Consider the following 15,863-nt stretch of genomic DNA (forward strand, 5'->3'; position numbering starts at 1 on the left):
AAAAATAAGTAACGATTTTGCATAAATCTACGATAAATGGAGAAATTCCGATATATGAGGATCGGCTTCTATTATCCTTAACGGACGCCTGATGCAAGCATTTGTTCGAAGTCAAGTCCTGCGGCAGGGCATTCTGTTCCGCCTGTGGCGGCCGTTTTTTTCTGCCGGGCGTATGAACGACAGCGTCCACCGTTGTACTGCCATTTTCGTCCGTCTTGCCATAACCCGGCGGCTGGCTTATCAGAAAGGATAATTTTTATTTGGTATTAGTGGGAGGCAAGTATGGCGGAACGGGCGCTTGCGCCGCTGGACGGGTATTTCCCCATCCCGGTCGCGTATTTCGGCATGGTACTGGGCATCATCGGCATGGGCTCGGCTTGGCGTTTCGCCGCGCAGCACTGGGCCTTGCCCGCTGTTGTGGGCGAAAGCCTGATGGCGCTGGGGGTGGCCGTCTGGCTGGCTCTTACCTGCGTGTTCATCTATAAATGGCTGTTCCGCCGGGCGGCGGCGCTGGCCGAGGTGCGTGACGCCATTCAGTGCTGTTTCATCAGCCTGTTTCCCGGCACCACCATGCTGGTGGGCGTGGCCGTGGCTCCGTATGCCCGCCCGCTGGCCTTCTGGCTGATCGTGCTGGGCACGGTGGGCCAACTGGCCTTTGCCGCCTACCGCAGCGCCGGGCTGTGGCGGGGGCAGCATACGCCCGAGGCCACCACGCCGGGCGTCTATCTGCCCACGGTGGCCAGCAACCTGATCAGCGCCATTGCCCTGGGCAGCCTGGGCTACGGCCATTGGGGCTTTCTCTTTCTGGGCGCGGGCATTTTTTCCTGGCTCAGCCTGGAGCCGGTGATTCTCGCGCGCCTGCGCACCATGGGCGAACTGCCCAAGCCGGTGCGCCCGACCATCGGCATCCAGCTCGCGCCGCCCCTGGTGGCCTGTACGGCCTATCTTTCGGTCAACGGCGGGGTGGCGGACATTTTCGCCCAGGTGCTCTTCGGCTATGGCCTCCTGCAACTGATCTTCCTGGCCCGGCTTCTGGTCTGGACCTTTGAGCAGCCCTTTTCCCCCTCCTTCTGGAGCTTCTCCTTCGGCATTTCCGCCTTGTCCGCGTCCGCGCTGCGTTTTCTGGCGCACGATCCGACCAGTCCCATTTCGCTGCTGAGCTGGCCGATCTTTATTTTTTCCAATCTGGTTATCGGGCTTTTGATCATCGGCACCCTGATCCGTATCGTCCAGGGCAGGTTTTTGCTGCCCCGGCCTCGCTAGGGTCTGTTGCCGTTATGCCTTTTTGCCCGCCTGTCGTGTAGCGGCTTTCTTGTGTCGTTCACGGCGAATAACAGTGCCTGACATCTAAATAAGATATACCCGGCTTGCGCGATGCGTTCTTGAGACTTGAGAAGCGCGCGCGCCGGGTGTACACAACAAAGATTACGCGCACGACCCGGCGCGCCGCACTCCGGCGCGGGATTCCGGCCCTTCGGCGCGGCGCATCCCAAGTCAAGGATATATCCATGCACGATCACAGCGAGTATCTGAACCGCATCCTGTTGAGCCGCGTCTATGACGTGGCGGTGGAAACGCCCCTGGACGAGGCCGTGAGCCTGTCGCGGCGGCTGGGCAACAAAGTGCTGCTCAAACGCGAGGACTTGCAGCCGGTCTTTTCCTTCAAGCTGCGCGGCGCATACAACAAGATGGCCCGCCTTTCGCCCGAGGAACTGCGGCGTGGCGTCATCGCCGCCTCGGCGGGCAATCACGCCCAGGGCGTGGCCCTGTCGGCCCAGCGCCTGGGCTGCGAAGCCACCATCGTCATGCCCGTGACCACCCCGGCCATCAAGATTTCGGCCGTGCGGCGCCTGGGCGGGCAGGTGGTGCTTTCCGGCGAGTCCTTCAGCGACGCCTGGCGGCACACCCAGGATCTGATCGGCCAGAGCGGCGCGGTGTTCATTCCTCCCTTCGAGGACCCGGACGTGATCGCCGGGCAGGGCACCATCGGCATGGAAATTCTGCGCCAGCATCCGGGCGAGATCCACGCGGTCTTCGTGCCCATCGGCGGCGGCGGCATGGCCGCCGGAGTGGCCGCCTACATCAAGCACCTGCGCCCGGAAATCCGGGTCATCGGCGTGGAGCCCGTGGATTCCGACGCCATGCGCCGCTCGATCATGGCCGGGTATCCGGTGGAGCTCAGCGACGTGGGCCTGTTTGCCGACGGCGTGGCCGTGAAGCTGGTGGGCGAGGAGACTTTTGCTCTCTGCCGCGATCTGCTGGACGACATCATCACTGTGGATACGGATGCCATCTGCGGGGCCATCAAGGACATTTTTGAAGACACCCGCGTGGTGGCCGAGCCCGCCGGGGCCTTGTCCCTGGCCGGTCTGCGGGCCTATGCCGCCAACGGCGGGGTCAAGGACGCCACCCTGGTCGCCATTGTCAGCGGCGCGAACATGAATTTCGACCGCCTCGGCCATGTGGTGGACCGCTCTGAAATCGGCGCGGAACGCGAAGCCCTGCTGGCCGTGACCATTCCGGAACAGATGGGCAGCTTCCGGCGGCTCTGCACGGCCATCGGCAAGCGCAGCATCACCGAGCTGTGCACCCGCTTCGCGGACCCGGAAAGGGCGCGCGTGCTGGTGGGCATCAAGATTCAGGGCAAGGGCGACGTGGCCGAGGTGCTGGCCGATCTGCGCGAGCAGGGCTTTACGGTCATTGATCTCAGCGACAACGAGCTTGCCAAGCTGCATCTGCGGCATATGGTGGGCGGCAATGCCCCGCAGGTCGGCAATGAGCGCCTGCTGCGCTTTGCCTTCCCCGAGCGGCCCGGCGCCTTGCTGGACCTTATTGACGCCATGCGCGTGGAATTCAACATCACCCTGTTCCAGTACCGCTATCACGGGGCCGACTTCGGCCGGGTGCTGATGGGCTTTGACGTGCCCGATGAGCAGAGAGAGGCTTTTGAGGACTTTTTGGCTCGGGTGGAGCGCATGGGCTACCCGCATGTGGATGAGTCGGACAACCCGGCCTACAAGATGTTTCTGGGCTGGCACGACGCCTAGAGGGGGGCGTCAGTTTTGTCGTTCCCAAGTCATTTCTACGCTCTATTGCCGGGTGTTGCGGTTATGTCCAGGCCGAAAGTCTAAAGGCCGCAAGCCGCTCGTGGGCGGTTGTGAACACCCGGCATGGCCCAGCCGTATGCCTCGCCGCTTCCAGAGTGCCGCTCTGAGGCCACACCCTGTACCATTCCCTCAAGGTCATTCTGTTCTCCGCTTGTAGGCAGAGGAATTGTGTCTTTAGAGTAGGTTACCTTTCTTAAAGATAATTGTTTTAGTGGGCTTGTCGCACAGGCGACGTTTCTTGCTGCCCTGCGGGCACAGTGTCTTTACGCCTCCCGGCGTTTGGGCCGCCTATCGTTGCTGTCTTATCCGTACGGCTCGCAAGCTCGCCAACGGCTGAAGCCTCCCTCCGCGCCGCGCAATGCCATCCGCTGATGGTGGTTGAGAAGGAGATGTTCAGCCGTTGAACGTTGACACGCGGCGATTTCGGGGCGCAGCGAGCCACGCGAGCAAGACCCGTGGGACGCCGCGTCAACGCGCTACGACGTACAGCAGGGGCAGGGGGTTGTAGGGGGCCTGGGGACAGCCGTCCCCGGCCCCCTGCCCCGCGCCGGGGAGGCGGCCAAAACGGCGCACGCCGTAAGCACCCGTGCCCGCAGGGTTCGAAATTCCTCATCCGTATGACAAGCCCATAGAACAAGTACCCTTATAAGGTAATACCCTATAAATAAAGAATAATTCTGCCTACGAGCGAAGAACGGAATGCCCTTGCATTTCCTCTGACTCCTTGACTCGTGTCACGAGCTGTGCTCTTTATTTCGCATACGGTGCTTGAAAACACCTTCGCAGGCGGTTTGCCGATCCCGAAAGTCTTTGGCTTTTCTTTTGCCTTGCCGAAGGAGTTACAATGTCCCATCATCAGAGCGCCGCTCCACAGCCCCAATCGTCAACGCCTCCCCCTCAACGCCCTTCCGAACTGGCGGAACGGATCGAACAGTTCCAGAACGCCGCCCGTGCCCTGCTCGCCGTATATGAACCGGCGGGACAAGGCGGCTGCGCGCCCGCCGCGCGCCCGAGCCCGGACTCGCCCGGCGAAACCCGCTGCTATTATTTTTCACCGGGAGCGGTGCAGCACGAGCGCAAACTGCTGGAACACTACCACGCGGAAGACTTTCGCGGCCTTCTGGCCCGAACCTATATGCTGCTGGCGGGCGTGGTCAAAATAATGAAAAGCACGCACCATGACGTGCGCGTGAAAGGGGACGCCATCGCCAGCCTGGGATGCCTTCTTGAGCAGACGTGCAGCCTGGTGCTGCGGATGCGGAACGTCTACGACAGGGTGGAAAGGGTACGCCCGTAATCTTTCAAGAAGCCCCCGGTCGGAAACGGCCGGGGGCTGTTTCCAGAGCGGATTACCTTTGAAAAGTTACTTTGCCCTATCTTCCCAGCAGGGCCTTGGCCTCGGGCGTCACGCCGCTGAGTCCGGCCACAACCTTGTCCGCGCCGATCCTCTCGGGGTCCTGGGAGATGATGATCAGAATCCGCTCCGGCGTGGTATTGACCATGGTGACGGCCCGGCCTTTGACGGTCTGGTTGCGGGGCACGCCGGTGAAGGTCCAGAACAGGCCTTCCTTGCGCGGCTCGGAGGCGTCGCCCTGCAATTCGGTCATCTTGCGGGCGAAGTCCTCGGCCGTGGCCTTGGGCGTGTTGGGCAGCAGATAGATGCTGACCTGGGCCAGAAAGCGCTCCTGCTCCCGGTCCTGTTTGCCCAGCACCAGCATGTATTCGTCCTGGCTGCCGCTGCTGAAGGCCGTGCGCTCCTGGCCGTCCCAGCCTTCCGGCAGGTCCGCGCTGAACTGGGCGAAAACGCGGTTTTCGGCCTGGGCCGCGCCTGCGCAGCAGAGCAGAAGCAAAAATGTAAGAAGACAGCGCGCCATATGGTCCCTCCGTGGCAGCAATGGGGAAAAACGGGGCAGGCCCTGAACGCCAGGATAAACGCTGAGAAGCCGGGGGGCAAGCCCGGCGGTCAGAGGCTGTGAAAGCAGACGCCCCCGCCTATTCGGCCCACTGGGCGATGGCCGCGAAAATGAGGCGATCCACCTGGTTTTTGTGGGCGTCCAGGCGGCCTTCCTTGCGTTCTTTGGCCAAGGCCAGGTGCACGGCCAGCAGATTGTCCCTGGCTTCCCGCCGGACCTCGCTCTCCCTGCCGAGACTCAGGCGGCAGACCCAGTCCAGGCTGGGACTGCGCGCGGCCAGCGCCGTAACGTCCTCGAACAGGATCACTTGCCAGAAGGTTTCCCAGTTGATGAACATTTGCCGCAGAAAGGCCTGCTGGCGCTCCTGGTCCAGGGGGCTCCAGCGGGCCAGGCAATAGGCCGCGAGCGCCTTGCGTAACGGCGTGTCCTCCGGGTCGGCGTGTTTGAGCAGCCAGGCCCGCAGGGGGCCGGGGGCTTCCAGGCGCGCGGCATAGAGCATGGCCGTGGCGCTGACGCCGGGGTCGGGATCGGCGAAAAGGGGCAGCAGGGCCCGGGCCAGTTTGCGGCCGCTCACCGGCGCGGACGGCAGCAGGGAGGCCCGGCGCAGGGTGCGCGCGCCGCGCCATTTGGCGTCGGCCGCCATTTTGAGGTCCGGCGTGCCGTCGCGGGCCAGGTCGCGCAAAAGGCTGAGCGTCAGGCTGTCCTCGGAGCGGCAGAGGGAATTTTCCAGGGTCAGCAGGCGGGCCAGATCGCGCGGGTCGTCCGGGAAGGCGCGCACAAATTCCCAGGCCGCGTCCGGAACGGCGGCCTCGCCGTTCCAGGCCACGACGGCGGCCAGCTTGAGCAGGCGGATGTCCGGCCCGTCGCCGGGCCGCAGGCTGTCCAGCGCGGCGCGGCCTTTTTCGGGCCAGGCCATGTTCCAGGCCAGCAACAGCGCGCCCGCGCTGACAACCGGGTCAGGAGAGCGGGCCAGTTCCAGAAAATCCCGGCAGGGCCAGGCGTTGACGGCCGCATAAATGCTGTCCGCGGCCCGGATGTGCCGCACGGGGTCCACGGCGCGCAGGCGTTGGCGAGCGGCTTGGCGCAGGGCGCGGTTGTCGGCCTGGGCCAGGCCCAGCAGCCAGTCCAGGGGGGCGTCGCCGGTCAGGCGCATACCGGCGGCAAAGGCCGCCTGGTCCGTGGGAAAGGCGGCGATAAAGGCCCGCTGGGCCTCGCTGTCGTCCGGTCGGCTTCGGGCCGGGGCCAGAACGGCCAGCAGCCGGGCCGCCGCCGTCATTTCCGCCAGGGCCGCGTCAGGTCCCGCATGGTGTTCTCCCACGGCCGCCGCGCCCCGCGCCGCAGGAAGGCCGGTCAGGCAGCAGAGCAGCCCCCAGAGAACTCCGCAGGTCAGGCAGAGAACAGGGGCGCGGCACAGGCCGCGCCGTTCGCGCTGTTCCGAGGAGCGGGGCATTGCTATCCGTGGCCCGCCAGCCGCAGGATATGGGGCAGGCTTTCCCTGAGCGCCAGCAGAATGAGTCCCAGGCCGATGAGCCAGGCCCGGCGCAGCGGTCTGGGCATGGCCAGCAGCGCGCCCCAGCAGGCGATGGCCGCCGTGAGCGGAATCAGGGCGTAGATCTGGGGCATAAGCCGGTCCGGCACCGCGCCGCGCAGCAGGTAGCCCAGGGCCAGGCCCCAGCGGTCCAGGCAGAAGGGGATATAGCCGATCGTGGCCCAGAGGGCGCACCAGCGCGCGGCCCGCTCAAGTTCATTCTCGCCGAAACCGGCGGCGGCCGCGTCCCGCCGCGCGCGCAGCAGAAAGAGCAGGGCCAGGGCCCCGGCCGGGGCAAAGGCCATGAAATAGTTGTGCAGGGCGTCGGCAAGGATAACGGATGCCACCTGGCCGAGGTCCATGCCCGACGGCAGGGCGGCAAAGGGCCAGTAACGGCTGATCCAGGTGGCGAAGAAACACAGGCCGGCCAGTCCGCAGAGCCACAGGCGGCCCTTGACGTCGCCCGCCGTGTAGCGGTCCTCTTCCGGCCTGCGGCGGACCGGGGGCAGGGGCACGCGGGCGCAGGCGCGGCTGAGCAGCCCGGCCCAGAGCATGCCGGTCAGCCAGAGCAGCAGCGTGAGGCTGTAGGGCAGCATGACCGGGGCCCAGGGCGAGAGCGCGCCCGGCGCGTGGCCCGTGTCGCGCAGGGTGTACAGCAGGCTGAGCAGGCCGCCGAGCATGACCGGCAGGCCCAGCCAGGACAGGACAAAACCCAGCCGGGCCAGCAGGCCCGCGCCGTAAGCGCAGAAGCGGGCCTGGCCGCGCCGTCCGATCAGCAAGGTCAGCGCCGTGATCAGAGGCAGGGCCGCCGCGGCGTTCACGCCGATGAGCAGCAGGCCGCCGCACCATTGCCAGATGATGAGCCAGGATGGAAGAATATGCATGGGCCGTTTTGTACCCTGTGACGGGGCGGTCCGCAAGCACGGGCTTGCTCCCGGACGAGGCTTTATCTATACTCTTCTACCCGTATTTGTAAGGATGCGCCGCAACGCGCCATGGGATGACGCATGCCCTTGTACACTGTTTTTCTGCTGGCCGTGGCCCTGTCCATGGATGCTTTCGCCGTGGCCGTGGCCACGGGCTGCGCCGTGCGCGCGCCGCGCCTCAGCCATTACGTCCGGTTGGCCGCCTGTTTCGGCGTATTTCAGTTTCTGATGCCCGTGCTGGGCTGGGCCCTGGGCCTGTCCGTGCGCGATTATATGGAGGCCTGGGACCACTGGGTCGCGTTCGGCCTGCTGGCCTGGGTGGGCGGCAACATGCTCCGTTCCGGCCTGGCGGCGCTGAAACACCGGGAGACCTCCTGTCCCGCCACGGACCCCACCGCCGGGCGCAATCTGCTGATTCTGGGCGTTGCCACCAGCATTGACGCCCTGGCCGTGGGCCTGTCCTTCGCCCTGCTGCAAACGCCCATCTGGGGGCCCGCGGCGCTCATCGGCGCGGTCTGCGCGCTGATCACGGCCTGCGGCGTCTATCTGGGCAAAACCCTGGCCCGGCTCTGCGCCCTGAACGGCTGGGCCGAACTGCTCGGCGGTTTGACCCTGCTGGCCGTGGCCTGCAATATTTTACGTGAACATCACGTCTTTGACTGAACGATCCTACGCCGACCTGCAACCATAAGGAGAACGCATATGGCTACCATCAGCGCCACGTATCTGGGAGATCTGCGCGTGGAATGCACGCATAATCAAAGCGGCACGAAAATCATCACCGACGCTCCGGTGGACAATCACGGCAAGGGCGAGGCCTTTTCGCCCACGGACCTCTGCGCCACGGCGCTGGGCACCTGCGCCATGACCATCATCGGCTTGTACTGCCGGAATCACGGCGTGGACGTGACCGGCGCGAAAATGGAAATCACCAAGACCATGGTGACGGAACCGCGCCGCATCGGCAGGGTGGAGGTGGTTTTCATCATGCCTGACCGGCCCTACAGCCAGAAGGAAAAAACCGTTATAGAACGCGCCGCGCAAACCTGCCCCGTGCATCTGAGCCTGCATCCGGACGTGGATCAGATCTTCAGTTTTATCTGGCGGCAGTAGAGGCGGGGTTTTCTCTGATTTTCCCACGGCGACCCGGCCTCCGGATGATGAGGCCGGGTCGCGCGCCCGGAGTGGGAAGCGGGCCTTTCCTGTGACGATCCTCGGATAAGAATGCCGCTGACCCGCCGTAGGCTCAAGCCCTCATTAGAGCGCCTGCCGCAAAGCCGCCTTTTTCCGTACAGCGGCGTTGCCAAGGAAAAATTGACCTCGCAGTATGTAGATACAGCTTCACCCAATTTCCCCTTGGCGCCTTGCTGTCCGAAAAAATTCAGCTTTTCGCGGGCGGCGTTTTAATGAGTCCTGAACCTAGAGCGGATTAACTTTGAAATTTTACAAATTTCAACGTTGGCATTCTGGCGAAAAACGTGGTTATCGTTGCTGTCGATCCCCGTATGGCTCCGTTGTCGCCAACGGGGACAGCCCTTCGGGCTGCCTTCGGTCGCTTCGCCAGAATCCACGCCGCGTTGCTCTCAATGCCTGTACGCCCTTTGGGCTACAGGCACGCCCCTGCGGGCGGCCCGCAGGGGCGGTCTTCGCGGCGTGCCGCACCGTGTGCGGCGTTGAGCAATTTCAATGTGAAAATGCTCTAAGCGGCGCGGTTCATACCGGTTTACGAGAAGGCTGATGACTATGACGTCTTTGCGCGGCGCGCATTCCGGCACAGGGGAAGTACTCCGTCTTTTTCCCTGCCCTCTGATAATTCTGGACATGGAACAGCGCGTGCTTTTCGCCGGTCCGGAACTGCCGCCGCCGTTCAGCGCGGACCATTTTCCCGTGGGCGGCTTCTTCGGCGCGGCTTTGAACGGCCCGCAGCGGAAGAGCTTCCATGCCGCCTGGGAAACCGCCCTGGCCGGAAAGGCGGCTGAAATCCTGCTGGCCATGGGCGGCGGCGCGCAAGAGCGCTTCTTTTTTCTGCGCCTGGTCATGCGCCGCGTGGCCGGGGAGCTCTGCTGCTGGCTGATGCTGCACGATGTCACCTCCTTCCGCGCCCATGCCTCCGAATCCCTCAGTGAACGCCTCAGGCAATGCCTGGATGCCGCTCCCATAGCCTACAGCCTCTGGGACGCCCATATGCGCGTCGTGGATTGCAATGAGGCGGCCGTCCGTTTATTCGGCCTGCCGGACAAACAAAGTTTTCTGAAACGTTTTTTTGCGCTTTCGCCGGAGCGCCAGTACGACGGAAGCCTTTCCGAGGCGACGATTTTGCAGAAACTGCGGCAGGCTTTCGTGGAGGGGCATGCCAAATTCCCCTGGACCCATTGCACCATCACGGGCGATCCCATGCCTGTGGAAGTCTCGCTGGAGCGGCTGGAAATCCGGGGCGAGTGCTATGTTGCCAGTTATGTCTATGAACTGCGCGAAATCCGTCGGCTGGAAGAGGCGCTGCGCAAGCGCAACGAGGACCTGCGGCACAGCAACAGCCTGTTGCGGGTGGTCAATAATGCCGCCGAGATGCTGCTGCTGGGCGAGGACAACGACGAGATCGGCGGCATGGCCTACCGGATGCTGGCGGCCCTGGGCACGGCGGCCAGGGCGGACAGGGCCTATGTCTGGGCCAATCGGGTCGGCGAGGACGGCCGTCTCTACTGCGACCAGCTCTATGAATGGTCCGGCGGCGCGATACCCCAGCAACGGAAGGAACTGGTCAGAAATGTTTCCTATGACGACGCGATGCCCGACTGGAAGCGAGCCTTCGGCGAGGGCCGGGTGGTGGCTGGTCTGGTGCGCGAAATGTCCCCGAAAGAGCGGGAAGTTCTGGAGCCGCAGGGCATTCTTTCCCTGCTGGTGACGCCCATTTTGCTGGACGGCGGCGTCTGGGGCTTTATCGGCCTTGACGACTGCCATCGGGAACGGGAGTGGAATTGCGCGGAAGAGGAAGCCTTGCGCGCGGCGGGCATTCTGCTGGGCGCGAGCATCCGGCGGCGCGAGCTCAACCGGGCGTTGCGTCTGGCCAAGGAAGAGGCGGAGGCGGGCACCAGAGCCAAAAGCGATTTCCTGGCCCGCATGAGCCATGAAATCCGCACTCCCATGAACGCTATTCTGGGTATGTGCCACCTGCTGCTGAACACCGGGCTGTCGGAGCAGCAGCGCGACTACCTGTGCAAAACCCGGCAGGCGGCCCGCAATCTGTTGGACATCATCAACGACATTCTGGATTTTTCTAAAATCGAATCCGGCAAATTCGATGTTGAAACAGCCCCTTTCCCCCTGGCGGAAATGCTGGACGGCATCCGGAACGTGGCCGGCGTGCGCGCCGCGGAAAAGGGCATTCGCCTGTCTGTCGCGGCGTCGCCGGATATGCCTGGAGAGCTGGTGGGCGATGCGCTGCGGGTGAGCCAGGTGCTGATCAACCTGGTCAGTAATGCCGTGAAGTTCACGGAGAGGGGAGAAGTGGCGGTATCGGTCTCTCCGCGACACCGCCGGGAAGACAGCCTGCTGGCGCTGTTTGAGGTGCGCGATACGGGCATCGGCATGAGCCGGGAGGAAGTGGCGCGTATTTTCCGGCCCTTTACGCAGACCGATACCTCCATCACCAGGCGCTACGGCGGCACGGGCCTGGGCCTGGTGATCTGCAAGGAGCTGGTGGAAATGATGGGCGGCAAGATCAGCGTGAGCAGCGAACCGGGCCGTGGCAGCATTTTTTGTTTTGAGCTGCCCTTTAAACTGCCTGACGCCGCTATTCCGCCTGCGGTCTGGCCGGACGGGGAGACCGCGCCCGCCGTCCAGCTGGCGGGCCGCCGCGTGTTGGTGGTAGAAGATAATGAAATCAATCAGGAAGTGGCCACGGCCATTCTGGCCGAGGCGGGCCTGGAGGTGGGCATTGCCGCCAACGGCGCGGACGCCGTGCGGGAGACCGCCGCGAACCGCTATGACCTGATTCTCATGGACGTTCAGATGCCGCTGATGGACGGCCTGGAGGCCACCCGACGCATCCGCGCCCTGCCGGGCGTGCCTGCTGATCTGCCGATCATCGCCATGACGGCCCACGCCATGCGCGGGGACTGGGAAAAAAGTCTGGCCGCCGGTATGAACGACCATCTGACCAAGCCCATTGATCCGCGCCGCCTGTTCGCGGTTCTGGAACGCTGGCTCAAGGCGTGAACCGCCTTCCGGAACCGTCCTCTCATTCCGACTTTCTGGCCTCCCGCAGCAGGGCTGCCAGATCGCCCGTCATTCGTACGAGATATTCCTTTTCGTGGATATTGAGACCGGCCAGGGCGTCTTCGAGCGCGCGCGTCAGGGCATGGTCGTCCGCGCCCGACGCGCGGAAAAGATCCGCCACGGAGCAGCGCAGGGTGGCGGCCACATCCGGCAGCCGCTCCAGTTTGGGGGCGATGTCGCCACGCTCCATACGCGAAAGCGACTGCTGGCCCACGCCGATTTTTTCCGCCAGACATTCCTGAGTCAGTCCCAGCTTTTTGCGCCGTTCCTGAATGTTGGTTCCGACCAGTTTGGCTAATTTTCGAGTCGCCTGGGACACCTGAACCTCCTGCGTATCCTTTTTACGCATACTTTCAGTTGGAGGCGTGAAAAAAAATGCACTAAAACACGTATTGACTATATCTAAAAACTGTATTAGCCAAAAAGACAGCACAAAAGGCGTATTGTCGGCGTGGCGGCCTCTTCGCCCGTCCGGCTCCGACAGCAGCCCCCGTGCCGAGCCGGGAGGCCGTCAGGCCGCCCGCGCTTCGCGGTGAACAATCAACAACTGTTGTCATTGTGCTGAAAAAGAGCTTTCCCGCGCAGGATTTCCGCCTGCCTCCCGCACCGGGCTATGACAAGATTCCCCCCAGGCTTCCGCTGGAGAAGGTCTATTTTGCGGCCTCACGGGTTTTCAATTCCCTGCGCGCCTTTTGCGGCGACATGCTGCGGGAATTCAACACGGCGCGGCAGCCGCCTCTGGAGCGGGCCCGCGCCCTGCTTGACGAGACTGCCGCTGTTTTGAGCCTGAATTACAATGCCCTGCTCGGCGTCATGATGGGCGACCTTGACGGGGAATACAGGCCCGCCCACTGCGCGCGCACCTCCATTCTCGCTCTTCTGGCCGGGCTCCAGCTCGGTCTGTCGCCGGAACGGGCGCGGAATCTCGGCCTGTCCGCCATGTTCTGCGATGTGGGCATGGCCCTGCTCCCGGATATTCCCGACTGCCCGCATCCTTTGACGCTCCCGGCGGAAGGCGGCGTCGACGCCTTGCGGCAGCACCCGGTGCTGGGTCTCGGCTGCCTGGCCCACAACGTCCGGTGCCGGGAAATATTGCGGGGCATTGCGGAGCACCATGAACGGGTTGACGGCACGGGCTATCCCGTGGGCCTGAGCGGGGAGCGGATCAGCCTGGCGGGGAAAATCCTCGCCGTGGCGGACAGCTACGACGCCCTGATCTGTGCTCATCCGCACAGTGCGCCCCTGCCGCCGCACCTGGCTCTGGCGCGTCTGCGCGACCTGGGCGGCGCCGCTTTTGACCGGGACGTGCTGGAGCATGTTATCCGCTGCCTGGGCGCATACCCTGTGGGCAGCGTGGTGGAAACGGCCGACGGCCGACGCGCCGTGGTGGTCGGAAACAGCCCGGATACCCCCCTGCAGCCCGTGGTCAAGCCGTTGCGTTCTTTCTCTGGGAACGCCGCCGGGCCGGGTGCCTTTTGCGCCCAAAAGGCTGGACGTATTACAACTGTTTTTTCCTTGAGCGGCCAATGGGGCGGACCTGGGGAATTTAATGCTTGAAGTGCTCGTTTCCGGCGAGCAAAACCCGCCCACTCGCATTTCCTCGCATTTCGTAGTCCACGCATGGAATGCGTCAACCGCTCTAAGCGATTTTGCGCATCGGCCCGCCGCTGTAAGTCCCTTGCCGTCCCCGCCCGGTCGGCTGCGTTTCGCCGCCAAAACGCGCGCAATCCACGTACGCCGCTATACGCCGGAGCGAGCGCGCCTTTTGCCGTAATTTGGGCCATTCCCTCTGATAGCCGGGCAGGGAAGTGATCGACCGTTGTCCATATGCTCTTTCAATAGATATCTGTGCACACAATTATTATGAATAAGTGAATGCTATATTGATTTATTTATGCAAAAAATATGAATAAATATATACACATGTCTCTGTATATAAAGTAATAGTATGGTACGCATCTACATTTTTACATACATAGTTGTCAATTAAAAAAATAAGTTACCATGCTATAAAATATATATTTATTTTTTATGCCTGCAGTTGCTTCGAGCAGGCGATGCTTTTTGATGATTTTTGAATGATTTTACGGGAATAAAGTTTTTTAATTATAAATGGATATAAAAATATATATTATTATTTATAGTTGTCCGTTTTGCTTTTATAACTATGATTCTACTGTACGTCTTGATATTGGGACAGAATAAATTTTATTTTTACGCAGTATTTCTTCAACGCGAAAGATTTATAATTTTCCGGGATGTGGTGCCCGATTAAACTGTGCAGGGCGGCGTTTGCATTCTTTCTAGAAAAAAAATTCTTTTGCCCTAAACCTTTTCTAGAGAAAAAATTTTCTACTTGTGGACTTTTTTATTTCGCTTGTGCTAAAGCTAAATCCAACACTTGCCGTATAAGTGTTCAGGCCGCCATAAAGACAGTGGCGGCAGCATGGCATGCCGTTGCCGGTGCGGGATTGACGGACCCCGCCTGTCCCGGCGGTAATGTGGGCCATCGTGGCTGACATGCCATCAGCGGGAAAACGCCGCAACGGGGTGATTTTCCCTTATTTTGGAGTGAACCGTGAAACTATTATCCTTCTCCCTCTCTGTTTTGGCACTGCTGCTTCCCGCGGCAGTCGCGGCGGCGGAAGCCGCCTACCCCCCTCCGCCTCCCCCCGGTCAACCCATTACCGTCGAGGACACGGTGTACGGCGTTTTACGCACGCACCGCAGCCTGCGCGGCATGCTGGAAAACCGCCAGGTGCTGGAGCATGAGGTGGACCGGGCCAAAGCCGGTTTCGGTCCGCGCGTGGACGTCACCGGCCGGGCCGGCGGCAGCATTTTGAGCGATTCCACCACCAGAGGCCAAAATCTGGACGAACAGATGTGGGGCCTGGCCGGTGTCAGCGCCAAGCTGGTACAGCCCATCTGGGACGGCTTCGCAACCCGTTCGAGAGTGCGCAGCGCGCAATCCACTTTGGATTCGGTCAAGGAGCGGGTGTTTGATACCGCCACCTCCCTTTCCCTGGACGGCATCATTGCCCATATTGACCTGCTGCGCCGCCGCACTATCTATGCTCTGTCCGAGAAAAACGTGGCCCAGCACAAGGCCATTCTGGGGCAGGCCGAGGACCGCGCCAACCTGGGCGCGGATACGGCGGCCGACGTGAGTCAGGCGCAGTCGCGCCTTTCCCGCGCCTTGTCGAGCCTTTCCGAAGCCAAGGCCTCCCTGCTGGTGGCCGAGGAAACCTATACCCGGCTGACCGGCATGCAGGCCTACGGCAAGCTTATGCCGGTGACCATGCCGCCCGAGATCTTCAAGGGCCCTGAACCGGTTTTTGAGCTGGCCGAGAAGAACAATCCCAAGCTGGCGGCCTACATGCAGGACATCCGGGCCGCCCGGGGCGAACGGGAACTGGCGGATTCCGCCTTTTATCCCACTTTCAACCTGGAGGCCGGGCCGGACTATACAGACCGGGGCGGCGCCAGTGACCGCTGGATCTACAGCTTCGACGTGCTGGGCACCGTGCGTTGGAACATTTTCAACAGCGGGGCCGACCTGGCCGAACGGAAGGCCGCTTCGGCGCGCATCCGCCAGTCACGGCAGGTGATGTACAATTACATCGACGACCTCAAACTGGATATCGAGAGCACCTGGACCAACTATCAGGCCGCCCAGGAGCAGTACAAGCACTACTCCAAGGCCATCGAATACAATAAATATACCCGTACCGCCTATCTGGAGCAGTTCCAGATCGGCAAGCGCAGCCTGCTGGACGTGCTGGACACGGAAAGCGAGCTGTACAATTCATCCACTCAGGCGGAAACCGCGCGCGGCAATATCCTGGTGGGCGCATACAGACTGTGCGCGCTCACCGGCAATCTGCTGCCGCAGATGTCCATAAACACCGGGCCGCTGGGGCAAAAACCTCCGGAGGACCGCGAGGATCCGCGCGAGGCATTCGCGCCCGGTTGGTTTAAGTAAGAGGGGATTCAGTCCGGCGCTGGCGCGCCGGGCTGAATCCGATTTTGGCCTTCCCGCGTACGCATATGGCGGCGTACGCCAGGGAGGGAGCTTGTGCTGCCTTCCCCCTTGGGATAGGTTCCAAGCGGTTGA

Annotated in this window: 12 protein-coding genes; 8 read left to right on the top strand and 4 right to left on the bottom strand. The window is 62.4% G+C overall.

The annotated features are described in order from the left end of the window. The first annotated feature begins 282 nt into the window (after window positions 1-282). The 3 genes from tehA (at window position 283) to HMPREF0326_RS16400 (ending at window position 4,404) form a co-directional block, all read left to right on the top strand. Window positions 283-1,263, top strand: coding sequence for a dicarboxylate transporter/tellurite-resistance protein TehA (gene tehA, locus HMPREF0326_RS13850; protein WP_008685659.1), 981 nt, complete (start codon window positions 283-285; stop codon window positions 1,261-1,263). A 245-nt stretch (window positions 1,264-1,508) separates the two neighbouring features. After that, window positions 1,509-3,047, top strand: coding sequence for a threonine ammonia-lyase, biosynthetic (gene ilvA, locus HMPREF0326_RS13855; protein ID WP_008685655.1), 1,539 nt, complete (start codon window positions 1,509-1,511; stop codon window positions 3,045-3,047). A gap of 904 nt (window positions 3,048-3,951) precedes the next feature. Further along, window positions 3,952-4,404 carry a hypothetical protein gene (locus tag HMPREF0326_RS16400; RefSeq protein WP_008685654.1) on the top strand — a complete coding sequence of 151 codons (453 nt, stop codon included), beginning with the start codon at window positions 3,952-3,954 and terminating at the stop codon, window positions 4,402-4,404. 76 nt (window positions 4,405-4,480) lie between these two features. Here the strand turns inward: HMPREF0326_RS16400 and HMPREF0326_RS13870 are convergent, their stop codons facing one another. The 3 genes from HMPREF0326_RS13870 to HMPREF0326_RS13880 all read right to left on the bottom strand — a co-directional run bounded on the left by HMPREF0326_RS13870 (window position 4,481) and on the right by HMPREF0326_RS13880 (window position 7,432). After that, window positions 4,481-4,981 (bottom strand): hypothetical protein, encoded by a 501-nt coding sequence (locus HMPREF0326_RS13870; protein WP_020990649.1) that lies wholly within the window; start codon window positions 4,979-4,981, stop codon window positions 4,481-4,483. A 118-nt stretch (window positions 4,982-5,099) separates the two neighbouring features. Continuing rightward, a complete protein-coding gene (locus HMPREF0326_RS13875; RefSeq protein ID WP_008685652.1) occupies window positions 5,100-6,470 on the bottom strand; it encodes a hypothetical protein in 1,371 nt (456 codons plus the stop codon). A gap of 2 nt (window positions 6,471-6,472) precedes the next feature. After that, window positions 6,473-7,432: a hypothetical protein gene (locus HMPREF0326_RS13880; protein ID WP_008685651.1), complete on the bottom strand. Its 960-nt coding sequence runs from the start codon at window positions 7,430-7,432 to the stop codon at window positions 6,473-6,475. 123 nt (window positions 7,433-7,555) lie between these two features. Here HMPREF0326_RS13880 and HMPREF0326_RS13885 point away from each other — a divergent pair, with 123 nt between their 5' ends. From HMPREF0326_RS13885 to HMPREF0326_RS13895, 3 genes are all read left to right on the top strand, one after another. Further along, complete coding sequence (locus tag HMPREF0326_RS13885; RefSeq protein ID WP_008685650.1) at window positions 7,556-8,137, top strand: manganese efflux pump MntP; 582 nt, start codon at window positions 7,556-7,558, stop codon at window positions 8,135-8,137. Window positions 8,138-8,176: 39 nt separating this feature from the next. Next, window positions 8,177-8,587 (top strand): OsmC family protein, encoded by a 411-nt coding sequence (locus HMPREF0326_RS13890; protein ID WP_008685649.1) that lies wholly within the window; start codon window positions 8,177-8,179, stop codon window positions 8,585-8,587. Between the two features lie 630 nt (window positions 8,588-9,217). Next, entirely contained in the window at window positions 9,218-11,689 is a 2,472-nt protein-coding gene (locus tag HMPREF0326_RS13895; protein ID WP_020990650.1) for an ATP-binding protein, read from the top strand. A gap of 22 nt (window positions 11,690-11,711) precedes the next feature. Here the strand turns inward: HMPREF0326_RS13895 and HMPREF0326_RS13900 are convergent, their stop codons facing one another. Further along, complete coding sequence (locus HMPREF0326_RS13900; RefSeq protein ID WP_009302111.1) at window positions 11,712-12,068, bottom strand: helix-turn-helix domain-containing protein; 357 nt, start codon at window positions 12,066-12,068, stop codon at window positions 11,712-11,714. 173 nt (window positions 12,069-12,241) lie between these two features. On the opposite strand from HMPREF0326_RS13900, the gene HMPREF0326_RS13905 reads away from it, so the two are divergent. Beyond that, complete coding sequence (locus HMPREF0326_RS13905; RefSeq protein ID WP_008685646.1) at window positions 12,242-13,306, top strand: HD-GYP domain-containing protein; 1,065 nt, start codon at window positions 12,242-12,244, stop codon at window positions 13,304-13,306. Between the two features lie 1,021 nt (window positions 13,307-14,327). Then, window positions 14,328-15,731, top strand: coding sequence for a TolC family outer membrane protein (locus HMPREF0326_RS13910; RefSeq protein WP_008685644.1), 1,404 nt, complete (start codon window positions 14,328-14,330; stop codon window positions 15,729-15,731). Window positions 15,732-15,863: the final 132 nt, after the last annotated feature.

It is taken from the genome of Desulfovibrio sp. 3_1_syn3, assembly GCF_000145315.2.
In the GTDB taxonomy this organism is placed as follows: Bacteria; Desulfobacterota; Desulfovibrionia; order Desulfovibrionales; family Desulfovibrionaceae; genus Desulfovibrio; species Desulfovibrio fairfieldensis.

Coding starts and splice junctions, on each gene's coding strand:
- tehA (WP_008685659.1), top strand. CDS start 283: ATGGCGGAACGGGCGCTTGCGCCGCTGGACGGGTATTTCCCCATCCCG.
- ilvA (WP_008685655.1), top strand. CDS start 1,509: ATGCACGATCACAGCGAGTATCTGAACCGCATCCTGTTGAGCCGCGTC.
- HMPREF0326_RS16400 (WP_008685654.1), top strand. CDS start 3,952: ATGTCCCATCATCAGAGCGCCGCTCCACAGCCCCAATCGTCAACGCCT.
- HMPREF0326_RS13870 (WP_020990649.1), bottom strand. CDS start 4,981: ATGGCGCGCTGTCTTCTTACATTTTTGCTTCTGCTCTGCTGCGCAGGC.
- HMPREF0326_RS13875 (WP_008685652.1), bottom strand. CDS start 6,470: ATGCCCCGCTCCTCGGAACAGCGCGAACGGCGCGGCCTGTGCCGCGCC.
- HMPREF0326_RS13880 (WP_008685651.1), bottom strand. CDS start 7,432: ATGCATATTCTTCCATCCTGGCTCATCATCTGGCAATGGTGCGGCGGC.
- HMPREF0326_RS13885 (WP_008685650.1), top strand. CDS start 7,556: ATGCCCTTGTACACTGTTTTTCTGCTGGCCGTGGCCCTGTCCATGGAT.
- HMPREF0326_RS13890 (WP_008685649.1), top strand. CDS start 8,177: ATGGCTACCATCAGCGCCACGTATCTGGGAGATCTGCGCGTGGAATGC.
- HMPREF0326_RS13895 (WP_020990650.1), top strand. CDS start 9,218: ATGACGTCTTTGCGCGGCGCGCATTCCGGCACAGGGGAAGTACTCCGT.